At 72.0% G+C, this 15,226-nt stretch carries 14 protein-coding genes; 5 read left to right on the forward strand and 9 right to left on the reverse strand.

The annotated features are described in order from the left end of the window. Nucleotides 1-22: 22 nt before the first annotated feature. Genes E1285_RS22575 through E1285_RS22590 form a run of 4 tightly spaced genes read right to left on the reverse strand, consistent with a single transcriptional unit; the run spans nucleotide 23 to nucleotide 3,124 of the window. Complete coding sequence (locus tag E1285_RS22575) at nucleotides 23-808, reverse strand: SDR family oxidoreductase (protein ID WP_243722972.1); 786 nt, start codon at nucleotides 806-808, stop codon at nucleotides 23-25. Beyond that, nucleotides 805-1,161, reverse strand: a complete 357-nt coding sequence (locus E1285_RS22580) for a hypothetical protein (RefSeq protein WP_132155208.1) — start codon at nucleotides 1,159-1,161, stop codon at nucleotides 805-807. Before E1285_RS22580 ends, E1285_RS22575 begins: the two co-directional genes overlap by 4 nt. Then, nucleotides 1,158-1,745: a 3-phenylpropionate/cinnamic acid dioxygenase subunit beta gene (locus tag E1285_RS22585; protein ID WP_132155210.1), complete on the reverse strand. Its 588-nt coding sequence runs from the start codon at nucleotides 1,743-1,745 to the stop codon at nucleotides 1,158-1,160. The genes E1285_RS22580 and E1285_RS22585 overlap by 4 nt, the downstream gene beginning before the upstream one ends. After that, nucleotides 1,742-3,124, reverse strand: a complete 1,383-nt coding sequence (locus E1285_RS22590; RefSeq protein WP_243722973.1) for an aromatic ring-hydroxylating dioxygenase subunit alpha — start codon at nucleotides 3,122-3,124, stop codon at nucleotides 1,742-1,744. The genes E1285_RS22585 and E1285_RS22590 overlap by 4 nt, the downstream gene beginning before the upstream one ends. Before the next feature lie 115 nt (nucleotides 3,125-3,239). Here E1285_RS22590 and E1285_RS22595 point away from each other — a divergent pair, with 115 nt between their 5' ends. Together E1285_RS22595 and E1285_RS22600 are read left to right on the forward strand one after the other, a co-directional pair. Further along, nucleotides 3,240-3,887, forward strand: coding sequence for a carboxymuconolactone decarboxylase family protein (locus E1285_RS22595; RefSeq protein ID WP_132155212.1), 648 nt, complete (start codon nucleotides 3,240-3,242; stop codon nucleotides 3,885-3,887). Nucleotides 3,888-3,930: 43 nt separating this feature from the next. Next, nucleotides 3,931-5,586 (forward strand): long-chain-fatty-acid--CoA ligase, encoded by a 1,656-nt coding sequence (locus tag E1285_RS22600; protein ID WP_243722974.1) that lies wholly within the window; start codon nucleotides 3,931-3,933, stop codon nucleotides 5,584-5,586. 75 nt (nucleotides 5,587-5,661) lie between these two features. On the opposite strand, the gene E1285_RS22605 is transcribed toward E1285_RS22600, so the two are convergent. Then, nucleotides 5,662-6,861 (reverse strand): ribonuclease D, encoded by a 1,200-nt coding sequence (locus E1285_RS22605; RefSeq protein ID WP_243722976.1) that lies wholly within the window; start codon nucleotides 6,859-6,861, stop codon nucleotides 5,662-5,664. Nucleotides 6,862-7,155: 294 nt separating this feature from the next. After that, a complete protein-coding gene (locus E1285_RS22610; protein WP_132155218.1) occupies nucleotides 7,156-7,731 on the reverse strand; it encodes a DUF3000 domain-containing protein in 576 nt (191 codons plus the stop codon). Between the two features lie 629 nt (nucleotides 7,732-8,360). On the opposite strand from E1285_RS22610, the gene hemE reads away from it, so the two are divergent. Next, nucleotides 8,361-9,374, forward strand: a complete 1,014-nt coding sequence (hemE, locus tag E1285_RS22620; protein WP_279510085.1) for a uroporphyrinogen decarboxylase — start codon at nucleotides 8,361-8,363, stop codon at nucleotides 9,372-9,374. A 13-nt stretch (nucleotides 9,375-9,387) separates the two neighbouring features. Here the strand turns inward: hemE and E1285_RS22625 are convergent, their stop codons facing one another. The 3 genes from E1285_RS22625 to E1285_RS22635 all read right to left on the reverse strand — a co-directional run bounded on the left by E1285_RS22625 (nucleotide 9,388) and on the right by E1285_RS22635 (nucleotide 12,888). Then, complete coding sequence (locus tag E1285_RS22625) at nucleotides 9,388-10,419, reverse strand: DUF4349 domain-containing protein (protein WP_165966708.1); 1,032 nt, start codon at nucleotides 10,417-10,419, stop codon at nucleotides 9,388-9,390. Between the two features lie 129 nt (nucleotides 10,420-10,548). Further along, complete coding sequence (locus tag E1285_RS22630) at nucleotides 10,549-11,661, reverse strand: hypothetical protein (protein WP_132155226.1); 1,113 nt, start codon at nucleotides 11,659-11,661, stop codon at nucleotides 10,549-10,551. Nucleotides 11,662-11,775: 114 nt separating this feature from the next. Then, nucleotides 11,776-12,888, reverse strand: coding sequence for a hypothetical protein (locus E1285_RS22635; protein WP_132155228.1), 1,113 nt, complete (start codon nucleotides 12,886-12,888; stop codon nucleotides 11,776-11,778). 129 nt (nucleotides 12,889-13,017) lie between these two features. Between E1285_RS22635 and hemG the strand changes: the two genes are divergently transcribed. Together hemG and hemQ are read left to right on the forward strand one after the other, a co-directional pair. Further along, a complete protein-coding gene (hemG, locus tag E1285_RS22640) occupies nucleotides 13,018-14,490 on the forward strand; it encodes a protoporphyrinogen oxidase (protein ID WP_132155230.1) in 1,473 nt (490 codons plus the stop codon). Next, nucleotides 14,447-15,145 (forward strand): hydrogen peroxide-dependent heme synthase, encoded by a 699-nt coding sequence (gene hemQ, locus E1285_RS22645; RefSeq protein WP_132155232.1) that lies wholly within the window; start codon nucleotides 14,447-14,449, stop codon nucleotides 15,143-15,145. The genes hemG and hemQ overlap by 44 nt, the downstream gene beginning before the upstream one ends. Nucleotides 15,146-15,226: the final 81 nt, after the last annotated feature.

Here is a 15,226-nt window from a genome sequence, read left to right on the forward strand (position 1 = left end):
ACTCCCGGTTCTCGTGTCGTTGTCAGCCTTTGATTCCGGCGCCGCCGTCGCTGTGCAGCACGGTGCCCGTCATCCCCCGCGACATCGGGGACGCCAGGAACAGGTAGCTCCAGGCGTGGTCCTCGCCGGAGAGGGCCACCCGCAAAGGGACCCGGGCGGCGATCTCGGCGGCGCGGTCGGGACCGTCGAGGCTCTGCCGGTCCAGCCCCAGGGACCGCGCGCCGGCCAGCCGGGTGCCGACGGTGCCTCCGGGGGCGACGCTGTTGACGCGGACCTCGGGGGCGAGGTCGTGGGCCAGCGCGATGCGCAGCCCGCGGATCGCGAACTTGGTGGAGACGTAGAGCGCGCCGCCCCGGCCCGGCCGGTAGGCGGAGGTCGACTCCGTCAGGACGACGCTCCCGCGACTGCGCCGCAGCTCCGGCAGGGCGGCGCGGACGCCGTGCATGGCCGCTCGCACGTTGACCGAGAACATCTCGTCGAAGGCGTCGTCGAAGTCGTCCTCGGCGACGGCGTCGAGGGGACGGTAGAAGTCGAAGATCCCGACGCAGTGGACGAGCACGTCCAGCCCGCCGTGGAGATCCCGGCACCGGCCCACCGCTTCGTGGTTGACCGCGGCCTCGCAGGCGTCGCCCTGGACGACGCCGATGCCGGGGACCGCCCCGCGCAGGTCCTCGCACTTGGCTTCGTCGCGCTCCACGGCCACCACCGCCGCGCCCTCGGCGACGAACCGCTCCGCCACCGCGCGGCCGATGCCCGACCCGGCGCCGACCACCAGCGCCCGCCGGCCGTCCAGCATCGGGGCGCTCATGAGGCCGGCTCCCCGGTGTCGTCGTGGCCCGTGCCGTCGTGTCCTGTTTCGTCCTGATCGGGAAACAGCGGGGAGAACGGGCGGCCGACCATCGCGGAGAACGTCGCGGGACCCTGCCAGGTGAGGGACTCCAGCTCCAGCGGGTCCAGGGTGACCCACTGCCCGGACTTGGGCGCCTCGACCAGCAGGCGCACGCCGTTGCGGGTCTGGACGAGGCTCACCTCGGTCTCGGAGAACTCGTTGATCAAGGTCAGGGACTCGCCGACCCGCCTCGACCGCAGGGCCGCCAGCTCCTCCGCGGCCGCCCGGGCACGGGTCCGGTCTTCGAGTTCGCCTTCCCAGAGCAGGCTCATAGGAAGACCGCCAGGTTCTGGGTACGGAGCACCGACTCGTCGACCGTGATGTGGCGGCGGGCGAGCCGCCAGGCGCCGCCGACGTCCCGCAGCACGTCGCTGCGGCCCGCCGAGAGCAGGGACGGCTCGTTGACGTCGCCGCGGCTGCGGAACAGCAGTACCGCCGACTCCACGAGGATCTCGCCGGGCACGTCGGTGGCGAAGGTGCGCACGTTGGACAGGTGATGGCGCAGCCGTGAGGGCGGATCCTCGGTCCAGGCGTGCCCGGTGCGCAGCCGGGCGACCCGGCGCTCCAGGGAGTAGAGGTCCTCGTCGAAGTGCGCCATTCGCCGGGCGGTGTCGTAGCCGGTGCCCAGGGAGGTCGTCACCCGGATCGGCATGAAGTAGTGGATGTCCTCGGTCATCCGGGCGAGCCACCGCTCGAGTTCCTGCCGGTCCAGCAGGTAGGTCTCCTCGACCAGCCACTGGTGGGCGGCCAGATGCGCGGGGTCCGAGAACGGGAGGGGGTCGCCCACCGGAGCGGCCGTGGTCGCCTGCGCGCCGAGGGGGCTCTCGGCGGAGGTGACGGGGATGTGCGCGGTCATCGGGCGTCCTCCCGTCCCGAGGCGCCCACGGTGACGCTGGCCGCCTTGGCGGGGCCCGCCTCGATGAGGTCGGCCCAGCGGTTCATCAGGTGGCGCTGGTTGTACTCGCCGTACCCGATCCGGGACTCGCCCGGCCCCGCCCACTCGTCGCCGCCCAGGGCCGGGGCGATGGCCGAACCGTCGGGCAGCATGCCCATGCGGCCGTTGAGGAGGAGGCGCTGCGCCATGGTGCCGGCGGCGGTGGCCGTCAGCGAGACCCAGTTCTCCACGTCGTCCTGCTCGAACATCCCGCTGCTGCCGAAGCACATCAGGTAGGCCTTGTAGGACAGTGCCTTGAACTCCTCCGGGGCCTCCTTGTCGACCACGAACCAGGAGAGCACCTCGGTCTCGTTCTCGCTGATCGGCTGCCACTGGCGCATGGACACGAAGGGGAGCACGTCGTCGGAGTCGGCCACCCTGGGCCAGTTGTGGACGAAGCTGAGGTTCGGGAAGATCGACGCCGCGGAGACCATGAACCCGTCGCGGCCGATCAGGTCGAGCTGCTCGGCCGACCACACCTGCTTCATCCGGTCGATCATCTCGTCGGGGTAGCCGACGTAGCGCAGGCGCTCCCCGAGCGTCCCCGGCGGGAGCTTGTAGGTGGTGCCCCCGCCGCTGGTGGCCCAGTAGGTCGTGCCGTCCTTGCGCTTCTCGGCCTTCGGTTCGCGGAAGAGTCCGATCTCCACGACGCTCGTGTGGGTCTGCGGGGTGTGGTACATGTCCCCGGCGAAGTTCTCCGCGCCGATCTTCCAGTTGGCCTTGATCCGCCACCGCTGGGGTCCGAGCACCTCGACCCCGCTCGGGCTCTGCCGGGTGTAGTAGTCGAGATAGAACGCGAAGTCGCCGAGGAACTCGCGCAGCGGGGGCGCCTGGGGGTCCAGGGAGACGAAGATCAGTCCGTTGATGCTGTCCATCGCCGGTGCGGGGAGGAGGCGCTGCCCGCGCTTGTTGAACCCGGCCTCGCCGCCGTAGGCCTCCTGGTGGAAGGGCAGGCCCACGATGCGGCCGTCGTTGCGGTAGGACCACCCGTGGTAGGGGCAGCGGAAGTGCGAGGCGTTGCCCTGCTCGGCGCGGCACACCTGCATGCCGCGGTGCAGGCACATGTTGAACATGGCGTGCACCGTGCCATCGTTGGCGCGGCTGACGATGAAGGAGTTCTCCATGACGCGGCGGACCACGTAGTCGCCGACCTGGGGGATCTCCGACTCGTGCGCCAGGAAGACCCAGGAGCGCGAGAAGACCGCCTCTCGCTCGGCGGCGAAGATCTCGGGGTCGTTGTAGATGTGCGCCGGCAGCATCCCGTCGCGCACGTGGCCGACGACGTCGGACGAGTCGAACACGGGAACCTCTTTCTGTAAGACAGAAATGTATTCTGGCTGTAGCGCCTTCCCTTGTCAAGGAGTGCGTTTCTGGTATCAAGAGAACTCATAGGTCCCTCGACGGCAGGAGATAGAGATGCCCCGTCTGCGCCAGGTCCGCCGTTCCGAAGTCCAGGACGAGGTCGTCCTCGCGATGTACCAGCGCCTGTTCCCCGACCGCGACCCGGTCGAGGAGCCGGGCACGTCCACGGGTACCCCAGGTGACTGGTGGACCGTGTTCGCGCTGGTGCCCGACGTCTTCCGGCACGCCGTGAGCGGGTTCTCCCTCTACCGGAACCCGGACCGGATGCTGGACCCGGTGCTGCGCGAGCTGGGCCAGACCCGGGCCGGCTGGGCGCGCGGCAGCCAGTTCGTCTACTCCCAGCACTGCAAGGCCCTGCGCTCGCTCGGTCTCGGCGACGAGAAGATCGAGGCGGTCCGGTCCTGGGAGGTCTCGGAGCTGTTCACCCCGGTGGAGCGTGCCGTGCTGGCCTACACCGACGCGCTGGTCATGGGAGGCGGCCGTGTCGACGAGGCCGTCTTCGAGGCGCTGCGCGCGGAACTGTCCGACGAGGAGATTCTCGAACTGACCTACATCACCTGCCTCTACGACATGCACGCCACGATGACCAGGGCGCTGCGGCTGGAGTTCGACGACCGGGACGACGCGATCACCGAGGTCGCGGCGCCCGGCGATTTCCAGGGCCTCGACCTGGGCGCCGCGATCAGCCACCCGGGAGCGTGACCGGCCCCGCGGCTCCGGCCCGTCCATCAAGAAAGGTGTCATCTTGTCCGAGTTCGTGACCGGTCATCCGTCGACTCACGGGGACAGTTACCAGCTGAACACCACGAACCTGTTCCGGCAGGCTGTGGTGACCCATCCGGAGCAGGAGATCGTTTTCCGGGACGCGGCCGGCGTGTGGCGCAGCACGTCCTACGCGGCGACGTGGCGCCGGGTGGCGCGCACGGCGCACATGTTGCGCGGCATCGGCGTGGGGCCGGGCGACGTGGTGGGGGTGCTGGACTGGAACCACCTGCGGCACTTCGAGCTGTACTGGGCGATCCCCGGTACCGGCGCCGTGATGTTGCAGATGAACCTGCGGCTGGCCGCCGACGACCTCGCGTACGTGGTGGAGCACGCGGGCGCCACGGTGGTGTGCGTCGACGAGTCGCTCCTGGCGCAGGCCGAGCAGCTGGCCGCACGGTGCCCGCAGGTGCGGCACTGGGTGGTGATGAGCGACCGGCCGCTGCCGGAGATCACCACCTCGCTGCCGGACCCCCTGGACCACGAGGCGCTGCTGGCCGGGCAGGACGAGGAGTTCGACTGGCCGGTGATCGACGAGACCTCGGCCTACAGCGCGTGCTACACCACCGGCACCACGGGACGTCCCAAAGGGGTGTTCTACTCCCACCGGGGGATCGTGCTGCACACCATGATGTGGGCGGCCGACCAGGCGGTGGGCGATCACGACAACGTGCTGCTGACGACGCCGATGTTCCACGCCCAGTGCTGGGGACTGCCCCAGGTGGCGGTGTACGCGCGGGCGCGGGTGGTCCTGCCGGGACGCTACTCCGCCGAAGAGATCGGCGTGCTGGCCCGCGCGATGGTGGACTACGAGGTCACGGTGACCAACGGGGCGCCGGCGATCTTCGCGCCGATGCTGGAGTACCTGCGCTCCCTGCCCGAGCCGCCGGACCTGTCCCGGGCGCGGATGATCTCAGGGTCCACCGAGCCGCCGCTGAGCCTGATCAAGGGCTACCACGACCTGACCGGCGCCTCGATCATCCACGGGTACGGCGCCACCGAGACCACCCCGCTGGTCACCTCCAACCGGCCCAAGCCCTCCCTGGAGGGCCGGCTGGGTGAGCGGGAGTCCTGGGACCTCAAGCGCTCCCAGGGGCTGCCGGTGGCCGGAGTGGACATCCGGCTGCTGGGCGCCGGCGGATCGTTCCTGCCCCACGACGGGACGTCGGTGGGGGAGATCTGCATCCGGGGTCCGTGGATCACCGAGAGCTACTGGAAGTCCGACGACGCGGACAAGTTCCACCGCGGCTACTGGCGCAGCGGTGATATGGGGGTGATCACCACCGAGGGATATCTGAAGATCACCGACCGGCTCAAGGACGTGATCAAGTCCGGCGGGGAGTGGATCTCCTCCATCGACCTGGAGAACGCGCTGGCGGGCCACCCCACCGTCCGCCGGGCCGCCGTGGTCGGCGCCCCGCACCCCAAGTGGCAGGAACGCCCCGTGGCCCTGGTCGTGCCCGAACCCGGCCACGACGTCGACCCCGGCCTGCTCAGGACCCACCTGGCCGCCACGTTCGCCAGGTGGCAGCTGCCCGACGAGATCATCGTCGTCGACGATCTGCCCATGACCAGCGTCGGCAAGCTGGACAAGAAGGTTCTGCGCGAGGAGTACGCCGACTTCTACAGCGGACGCTGACATGTGCCCGCCGCCCGCCGGCCCGCGCTTCCCGGCCGTGGGCGACGCACTCCCCGGAGCGACCCGCCCACGGGCTCACAGGTCTTCTTTGATCTCCAGGCGGAGGAACGCCCTGGCGATGGGCTGGGCGGTCAGCTCGATCTGCCACCGGCGGGCGCCGAGGTCGGCGAGTGCGACCGCGATCGCGGACGTGGAAGGTTCGTCCGGCGGTGTCCAGGCCAGCCGGCGGACGGAGTCGGGCTGCATCAGGTTCTCCGACGGCATCGAATGCTCGTCGGCGAGCGCGGCGATCACGGCGCGGGCGGCGGTGAGGCGCTTGGCGGCCTCGGGGTCGCGGTCCGCCCAGCGGTGCGCGGGCGGCGGGCCGTCGCCGGGGATGTTGGACTCCGGCAGCCTGCGCTCGGGAAGCTCGCGGGCGCGGGCGACGGCGCGCAGCCACGCCGACTGGTGCCGGCGGGCGCCGCGTCCCCGCATCGTGGGGAGCGCCAGCAGTTCGGCGGGCGTCTTGGGGGCCTTCTGCGCCAGCTCGATGATCGCGGCGTCCTGCAGCACCCGGCCGGGGGACAGGTCCCGCTCACGGGCGATCTTGTCGCGGGCCTCCCACACCTCGCGGACGGAGGCGAGCGCCCGCCGGTTCCGGACGCGGTGGATGCCGGACGTGCGGCGCCACGGGTCGGGACGCGGCGGCTTGGGCGGCGTCGCCAGTATCGCGGTGAACTCCTCCAGCGCCCACTCCAGCTTGCCCGCGGACTCCAGCTCCTCCTGCAGCGCGTCGCGCAGCTCGACCAGGAGTTCGACGTCCAGCGCGGCGTAGCGCAGCCAGTCCTCCGGGAGGGGACGGGTCGACCAGTCGGCGGCCGAATGCCCTTTCTCCAGGACGAAGCCCAGCACGTTCTCGACCATGGAGCCGAGCCCGACGCGGGGGTAGCCGAGCAGCCGGCCGGCCAGCTCGGTGTCGAACAGCCGCCGCGGGACGAGACCGACCTCCGACAGGCACGGCAGGTCCTGGTTGGCGGCGTGCAGCACCATCTCGGTGTCGGCGAGCGCGGCGCCGAGGGCGGACAGGTCGGGGCAGGACACCGGGTCTATCAGCGCGGTCCCGGCTCCGGCGCGGCGCATCTGGACCAGGTAGGCGCGCTGCCCGTACCGGTAGCCGGAGGCCCGCTCGGCGTCGACCGCGACGGGGCCGCTGCCGGCGGCGAACGCCGCGATGACACGTTCGAGCTCGTCGGCGTCGGTGACCACGGCGGGGACGCCCTCGCGCGGTTCCAGCAGCGGGACGGCCGGGGGACCGGTGTCGGCCTCCGGGCCGTCCGGGCCGGGCTCCGCCTCGGTCTGCGCTGGGACGGTCCCTGGTCGCCCTTCGGCGGCCGCCTTCTCCGCACCGGCCTCCCGCTGGGAGCCGGTGGCGCGCGTTTCGGACACTCCTGCTGAACCCTTTTCATCCTCGGGTTGGCGGACCGACCGGGGCCTCGGGGGCACGGGCCGGCGGGGAAGGTGCACTTCTTCCGCGTTCTCCCCCGCTGCCTCGGTTTCGGACGCTCTGCTCACGTCCCTACCGTACGTCGCTCAGCCGCCCGCCCCGCCCGGTCCGGCCGGACCGTTCGGCAGCGCGGCGACACCGGACGGCGGCAGCCCCGCCGTGGTGCACATCACCTCGCACCAGGCCGTCACGTGACCGGCGAGGTCGTCGCCGGTCGGCGACCAGGAGGCACGCAGTTCCAACTCGGTCGTGGACGGCTCGTCGCGCTTGTCGCCGAAGCTCTCCGACACCGCACGGGTGATCGTCCCGGAAACGCCCGCGTAGCCGGCGGGTTCCAGCGCTTCGAGCAGCCAGTCCCACGCGACCGGGCCGATCAGCTCGTCGGCGGCGATGTCGGGTTCGAGGTCGGCGCGTATGTAGGCGACGACGCGGAAGCCGTTCGTCCAGCCGCTGCGGCCGTCCGGGTCGTACAGGACGATGAGGCGCCCCATGGCGACCTCGGTGTCGTCGTCGCGGTAGACGCTGCCGGACATGGCCGCCGCGTACGGGGCCAGGCTCTGCGGCGCGGGCATGTCCTCCAGATCGAGCTCCGGCCGGAGGACCGGGCCGTCGAGGATCTCGCGCAGCGTGTCGAGGGCCCGCTGGAAGGCAGGTGGGTTCATGGATGTACCGGCCTGGGTGCGGGGGTGTGACTCGGGTCGGGGATGCCCGTGCGGGGCGCCGCCGTGGGCGGCGGCTCGGACGGAGCTGAGGGGATGTGGAGGGGAAGCAGGCACAGCACAGGTGGTTTCGTTTCGGGGGCCGGGCCGTTCAGGCCACGGCCCGCACGGTAGCGGCGCGGCCGGCGGTCCGGCCACGCGCCGTGACGGTCGCGGGCGCCGGAGCCGCGGTGAGGGCGGGCGGCGGCGAACCCACGAGGATGGCCGTTCCGCACTCGACGCACGCTCGCTCCGGGCACTCCTCGCCATGCCCGTCCGGACATGGCGGCTGCTCGAACACACGTTCATCACCGCAGGTGGAGCAGTACAAGGGGGACCTCCCTCGGCTATGACACGCATCACGTTCGCACGCGCCGGTGACAGAATGCGGGACTTCGCTCGGCGTGTCCGGAAGTTCACCGTCCTCCAGCCCCCACCCACCACCTTCCAATCGACGAGCTCCGCTCGCCCCCCGGTGCGTGGTCGGGGGGCTTTCGTGGGAACATCGCAGCGTGACCGCTGACGCTTCCTCTTCCGACGACGTCTCCGTGAACCCGCCCGGCGACGGCGGGGCCGCCACGAGCCCCTTCCTGCTGGCCTGCCGCCGGCGGCCGGTGCCGCACACGCCCGTGTGGTTCATGCGGCAGGCCGGGCGCTCGCTGCCGGAGTACCTGCGGCTGCGCGAGGGCGTCCCGATGCTGGAGTCGTGCACGCGCCCCGACATGATCGTCGAGATCACGATGCAGCCGGTGCGGCGCTACTCGGTGGACGCGGCCATCTTCTTCAGCGACATCATGGTGCCGCTGAAGGCCATCGGCGTGGACCTCGACATCAAGCCGGGCGTCGGGCCGGTCATCGCCGACCCGATCCGGGACGAGGCGGGCATGGCGGCGCTGCGCCCGCTCGAACCGGGCGACGTCCCGTACGTGACGGAGGCCGTCGAAGGCCTGGTCGGCGAGCTGGGGACGACGCCGCTGATCGGGTTCGCGGGCGGCCCGTTCACGCTCGCCTCGTACCTGATCGAGGGCGGGCCTTCGAAGAACCACGAGCGCACCAAGGCCATGATGTACGGCGAGCCCGAGCTGTGGGCCGACCTCATGGACCGGCTCGCCGACCTCACGATCGCGTTCCTGAAGGTGCAGGTCGCGGCCGGGGCGAGCGCCGTGCAGGTCTTCGACTCTTGGGTCGGCGCGGTCGCCGTGCAGGACTACCGCGAGTCCGTGCTGCCGCACACCCGCCGCATCTTCAGCGAGGTCGAGCCGCTCGGCGTGCCGCGCATCCACTTCGGCGTCGGGACGGGTGAGCTGCTCGGCCCGATGGGCGAGGCCGGGGCGGACGTCGTCGGCGTCGACTGGCGGGTGCCGCTGGACGAGGCCGTCAGCCGAGTCGAGCCCGGCAAGGCGCTGCAGGGCAACCTCGATCCGGCGATCCTGTTCGCGCCGTGGGAGACCGTGGAGCGCAGGGCCCGCGACGTCCTGGCCCGCGGCCGCACCGCCGAGGGCCACATCTTCAACCTGGGCCACGGCGTCCTGCCGTCCACGGACCCGGACGTGCTGGCTCGCCTCACGGACCTCGTCCACGAGGCGAGCACCGAAGACGCGCGGTAGCGGGGGCGCGCTCCTACTGCGGCGGGGGTGGTTCCTGGCGTCCCTGTGCGGGCTTCTCGGCCGCGCCGACGGCGGACTGCTCCGGCTGTGGCTCCGGCCCGGGGGCGCCGCCGGCCGGGGGCGTGCTTCCCGCGGGGGAGGCGCCGTTCCCGAACCGGTCGCGCAGGCGATGCCGGAACGCCAGCACCGGAAGGCCCAGCACCGCGGCGGTGACGAGGAACGGCAGGAGCCAGCCGACCACCATGGCGAGGCCGCCGACGAACGTGGTGAAGGCGCTCCAGCCGTCCTGGAGCCCGCCGACGAACCCGCCGGACCCGTCGTCCTCGGGCTCCTTGTCCGGCGCGGACTCGGCCACCAGGGTCACGGTCACGGTCGCGAACTGTGTACGGTTCTTCAGCGACTTCTGGCGGGCCTGCAGCGCCTCCAGGTCGGACTCCCGCTCCGAGATCTCCTCCTCGAGCCGGATGATCTCCTCGATCGAGCCGGCCCGCTCGAAGAGCTTGCGGAATGAGGTGAGCGTGGCCTCCGCGGAGCGCACCCGGGCCTCCACGTCGGCGACCTCGCCGGTGACGTCCTCGGCCTCCTGGCTGAGCGCGAGCTTGGTCCCTAGCTGCGTGCCGAGCTGGTTCAGCAGCTCGGTGTAACGGCCGGACGGGATCTTCAGGGCGATCTCCGAGCGGGCCGGCTCGGACCTGCTGGACTCCCGCTCGACGTAGCCTCCCGCCGCGATGACCAGCTGCTTGGCCTTGGCGGCGGAGGCGTTGACGTCACCGGACCTGACCCGGAGCTCCGCCGAGTGGACGACCTCGCGCTCGGCGGCGGGCGCCCGCGGCTTCTTCCGCGTTCCGGCGTCCTCGCCGTTCCCGGACGTGTCGTCCCCGCCGCCGTCCCCGCCGCCTTCCCGGGTGTCGCTCGTGGCCGGGGCCCGGGCGGCCGACCCGCCCGCCGACTCCGAGCCGCCGGAGTCGCCTCCCCCGCAGGCGGCCAGCATCCCGGCGAGCAGGAGGACGATGAACGCCCATGTCACATGCCTGACGCTTCTCACGATCCGCATGAGGCTTGGACGAGGTGACCTGGAACACCGTTCCTCGGGGCGAATCGCGATCCGGGCACGAAGAGGGCACACCGGGGTCACGGTCCTGGCCCGCGGCGGGCCGTGACCCCGGCGACGGTCTCAGCCGTCGGTGAGGACCGCCGGACCGCCGATGACGCCCTTGCCGAGCGTCCACAGCGCGCCGGTGCCGGGGACGACGGCCAGCGCGGACGCGTTGAAGTCGGCCTTTCCGGGCACCGCCGTGGTCGGGACCCTCTCCCACGCCCCGCCGCCGTAGCGGAGGAGACCGGGCTTGGCGGGCTCGTCGGTCAGGTGCCCGACGACCCACAGCGTCCCGTCCTCACCCTGGACGATCTTGTTGAACTCGTTGAAGCCGGACGGCGGCGTGACCCTCGTCCATGCGGTGCCGTCCCAGTGCATCAGGACGGGCGTGGTCGGGGACGTGTAGCGGTCGATGCCGATCGCCCAGGCGTCGTCCGGGGACAGGGCGATCATGTCCGTGAAGGCGGTGTACGGCGTGGGCTGCTGCATGGGGACGCTCTGCCAGGATCGGCCGTCCCAGTGCCGGGCCAGCAAGGTCGTCTCGGTCTGGGAAGGCGCGCCGAGGACCCAGATGTCGTTGTCCGCCCGGATATAGGAGGTGTGCCGGTACACGTCCGGGCTCGTGGCGAGACGAGTCCAGGCGGCGCCCGCGCGCCGGTAGTAGCCGTTGTAGGTGGTGAGCCAGATCCCCGAGGCGTCGGCCCGCAGGTCGGCGCCGCCTTGCTGTGCGCTCTCCGGCAGTTCCACCTGGGTGAAGCCGGTGCCGGTGAAGTGCGCCGCGTAGGGGGTGCGCAGGCCCGAGTCGTGGTGCTTGGTCCCGCTGATCCACACGTCCTCGGGGCCGACCGCGTCCACGTCGTCGATGGTGCCGTGGCTGGACAGGTTCTGGAGTTCGTACTCCACCCAGGCGCCGTTCTGCCACCTGCGCACGACCGGGTTGCCCGGGATCGTGATGCCGTCGACGGGGCCGGTGGGGATGAACAGCGAGCCCTGGTCCCCGGTGATCCAGACGCTGTCGGGGGAGGCGGCGTCGACGTCGTGGAGGTTGTTGTTCGGCCAGAAGAAGGGCAGCGACACCGGTTCGAAGTCGCCGCGGGTGTCGGCGGAGGCGGGGGAGGCGAGCCCGGCGGCCAGCACGGAGGCGGCGGCCAGCGCCCCGGCGGTCCGGAGCGGAGTCTTCCAGGAGTTCATGCGTGCCAGTATTCACTGGCACGTCATTGGAGATCTTGTCAATCGGGCAACAAAGCGTGCTCGTGGGGGGATCACGGCCCGGACCGGTCCGGGCCGTGATCCCCCCACGGGACGTCAGCCGTCGGTGAGGACGACGGGCCCGCCGATGTTGACGTCGCCGAGCGTCCACAGCGCGCCGGTGCCGGGGACGACGGCCAGCGCGGTCGCGTAGATGTTGGTCCGGTTCGGGACGGCCGTCGTCGGGACGCGCTCCCAGGTTCCGCCGCTGTAGCGGAGCAGGCCGGGTTTGGCGGGCTCGTCGAGCGAGTGGCCGAGCGCCCACAGCGTCCCGTCCTCGCCCTCGATGATCCTGGTGAGCGCGTTGAGACCGGACGGTGGTGTGACGCTCGTCCATGCGGTGCCGTCCCAGTGCATCAGGACGGGCGTGGCCGGCGACGTCCGGTAGCTGGTGCCGACGGCCCAGGCGTCGGTGGGGGAGAGGGCGACCATGTCGCTGATGCCGGTGTCGCCGACGGGCGGCTCGTGCCAGGGGACGCTCGTCCAGGTCTGCCCGTCCCAGTGGTAGGCGAGGAGCGTCCGGTCGGTTCGGCTGGGGCGGCCGATGAGCCACATGTCGTCGTCGGCCCGGACGTAGCCCTGCTCCGTGACGATGTCGGGCTGGGTGGTGATCTGCGTCCAGGCGTCGCCCGTCCGGCGGTAGACGGTGCCGCTCCTGGTCACCCAGACTCCGGCCGCGCTCGCGGTGAGGGAGGTGCCCCTCCCGCCGGGCGGCATCTCCACCTCCTCGAACCGGGAGCCGGTGAAGTGCGCCACGTAGGGGCCCGTCACGTTCGCCCCCTCGCCGAACCTGGCGCCGCTGATCCACACGTCCTCGGGGCCGACGGCGTCGACGTCGGTGATCGTGCCGTTGCTGGGCAGTCCCTGGAGGTCGTACTCGACCCAGGCGCCGTTCTTCCAGCGCCGCACGACCGGGTTGCCGGGGAAGACCTTGCCGGTGTAGGGGCCCGTGGGGATGAGGAACTCCCCCTGGTGTCCGGTGATCCAGACGCTGTCGGAGGAGGCGGCGTCGACGTCGTCGAGGGAGTTGTTCGGCCAGAAGAAGGGCAGCGGCACCCGTTCGAAGTCACCGCGGGTGTCGGCGTAGGCGGGAGAGGCGAGCCCGGCGGCCAGCACGGAGGCGACGGCCAGCGCGCCGGCGGCCTTGAGGGGGGTCTTCCAGAGGTTCATATGCGCCAGTATCTACTGGCGTAGTCTTGAAGATCTTGTCAATCGGGCAACAAATCGGACGCACCCGCCCGGCGCCGCTCCGGCCGCCCCGGTGCGCGATCCGGCGGCACGTCTGGGAAGCTGGGGGACATGAACAGGTCCCATGCCGTCGTCGTCGGGGGCGGCATCGCCGGCCTCGCCGCCGCGCGCATGCTGGCCCGGGACGGCGTGCGAGTGACCGTCCTGGAGGGCTCCCCGCGGATCGGCGGCAAGCTGCGGGTCAGCGAGATCGCCGGGATCCCGGTGGACGAGGGCGCCGAGTCGATGCTCGCCCGCCGCCCCGAGGGCCTCGACCTGGTCGCCGACCTCGGCCGCCGCGACGACCTGGTCAACCCCGGCACCACCTCCTCGGGGATCCTCAGCCGCGGAGCGCTGCGCGCGATGCCGTCCGGCCAGGTCATGGGCGTCCCGTCCGACCTGCGGGCGCTCGCCGCCTCCCAGGTGCTGTCCCCGGCCGGGCTGGCGCGCGTCCCGCTCGACCTCGTCCTGCCCGAGACGCCGCGCGGCGCCGACGTGTCCGTCGCCGGCTACATCGCCGCCCGCGTCGGCCGCGAGGTCGTCGACCGCCTCGTCGAGCCGCTGCTCGGCGGCGTCTACGCCGGGCTCGCCGACAGGCTCTCGTTCGACTCCACGGTGCCCGCCGTCGCCGCCGCCGCGCGCTCGCACCGCTCGCTGCTCCACGCCGTCCAGGGCATCCGGGACGCCGCGCCCAAGGACCCCGGCCCCGTGTTCGCCACACTGCCGGACGGCCTCGGCTCCCTCCCGCACCTGCTCGCGGACGACATCGCCGCCGCCGGAGGGACGATCCGGACCCGCGCGACGGTCCGCGAACTGCGCCGCCGCCCGGACGGATGGCGGCTGACCATCGGCCCCACCCGCGACCCCGAGTACCTCGACGCCGACGCCGTGCTGATCGCGGTGCCCGCGGCCCCCGCGTCCCGGCTGCTCAAGGACGACGTCCCGGCCGCGGCGCGCGAGCTGGAGGGCATCGAGTACGCCAGCATGGCGATCATCACGCTCGCCTACCGGGCCACCGCGTTCCCGCGCCTCCCGAAGGGCAGCGGCTACCTCGTCCCGGCCGTGGAGAGCGCGCCGGAGAACGGGGGACGCGGGGTCAAGGCCGTCACGTTCAGCTCGGTAAAATGGCCTCATCTGCGTGACCGTGACCCCGACGTCATCGCGGTGCGCTGCTCCATCGGCCGCTTCGGCGAGGAGCACACCCTCCAGAAGACCGATCAGGAGCTGACCGCCACCGCGATGGCCGAGCTCGCCGCGACCTGCGGCGTCGCCGAACTGCCCGCCGAGACCAGGGTGAGCCGGTGGGGCGGCGGCCTCCCGCAGTACAACGTCGGCCACGCCGACCGCGTGGCCGGAGTCCGGTCCGCGGTCGCCGGGCAGCCGGGACTCGCCGTCGCGGGCGCCGCCTACGACGGCCTGGGCGTCCCCGCGTGCATCGCCTCGGCGCGCGCGGCGGCCACCCGGATAACGGACCATTTGCGCAGCCGAGAAGGAGCAGACCATGACGCAGCCGGCGGGCAAGCCGAAGGCACGCGAACTCAATGACGTCATCCGCTACACCATGTGGTCGGTCTTCCGGGTCACGGAACCGGGCACGCTCGGCGAGCGGGAAGCGGCCGAGGTCCAGGAACTCCTCGACCAGGCCGCCGAGAAGGACGTGACGACCCGCGGCGCCTACGACGTCGCCGGCCTGCGCGCCGACGCCGACTTCATGTTCTGGTGGCACGCGCCCACGTCCGACGACCTCCAGGAGGTCTACACCCGGTTCCGCCGCACGGCGCTGGGCCGCGCCAGCGAGCCGGTGTGGTCCCAGCTGGCGCTGCACCGCCCGGCGGAGTTCAACAAGAGCCACATCCCGGCCTTCCTCGCCGCCGAGGAGCCGCGCGACTACGTGTGCGTCTACCCGTTCGTGCGGTCCTACGAGTGGTACCTGCTCCCGGACGAGGAGCGCCGCGCCATGCTCGCCGAACACGGCAAGATGGCGCGCGACTACCCCGACGTCCGGGCCAACACGGTCCCGGCGTTCGCGCTCGGCGACTACGAGTGGATGCTGGCGTTCGAGGCCGACGAGCTGCACCGCATCGTCGACCTGATGCGCCACCTGCGCGGTTCGAAGGCGCGGCTGTACACCCGCGAGGAGGTGCCGTTCTACACCGGCCGCCGCAAGCCGGTCTCCGAACTCGTCGCCAACCTCGTCTAGCCGCCGCCCCCGCCGTCGCTCCCGCCTCCGAAGTCACCGCCGCTGTAGCCGCCCCCTCCGTCGGACTCGCCGTTGCCGCCC

This window comes from Actinomadura sp. 7K507, assembly GCF_004348425.1.
Classification (GTDB): Bacteria; Actinomycetota; Actinomycetes; order Streptosporangiales; family Streptosporangiaceae; genus Spirillospora.

Coding starts and splice junctions, on each gene's coding strand:
- E1285_RS22630 (WP_132155226.1), bottom strand. CDS start 11,661: ATGAACTCCTGGAAGACTCCGCTCCGGACCGCCGGGGCGCTGGCCGCC.
- hemQ (WP_132155232.1), top strand. CDS start 14,447: ATGACGCAGCCGGCGGGCAAGCCGAAGGCACGCGAACTCAATGACGTC.
- E1285_RS22580 (WP_132155208.1), bottom strand. CDS start 1,161: ATGAGCCTGCTCTGGGAAGGCGAACTCGAAGACCGGACCCGTGCCCGG.
- E1285_RS22595 (WP_132155212.1), top strand. CDS start 3,240: ATGCCCCGTCTGCGCCAGGTCCGCCGTTCCGAAGTCCAGGACGAGGTC.
- hemG (WP_132155230.1), top strand. CDS start 13,018: ATGAACAGGTCCCATGCCGTCGTCGTCGGGGGCGGCATCGCCGGCCTC.
- E1285_RS22635 (WP_132155228.1), bottom strand. CDS start 12,888: ATGAACCTCTGGAAGACCCCCCTCAAGGCCGCCGGCGCGCTGGCCGTC.
- E1285_RS22575 (WP_243722972.1), bottom strand. CDS start 808: ATGAGCGCCCCGATGCTGGACGGCCGGCGGGCGCTGGTGGTCGGCGCC.
- E1285_RS22610 (WP_132155218.1), bottom strand. CDS start 7,731: ATGAACCCACCTGCCTTCCAGCGGGCCCTCGACACGCTGCGCGAGATC.
- E1285_RS22585 (WP_132155210.1), bottom strand. CDS start 1,745: ATGACCGCGCACATCCCCGTCACCTCCGCCGAGAGCCCCCTCGGCGCG.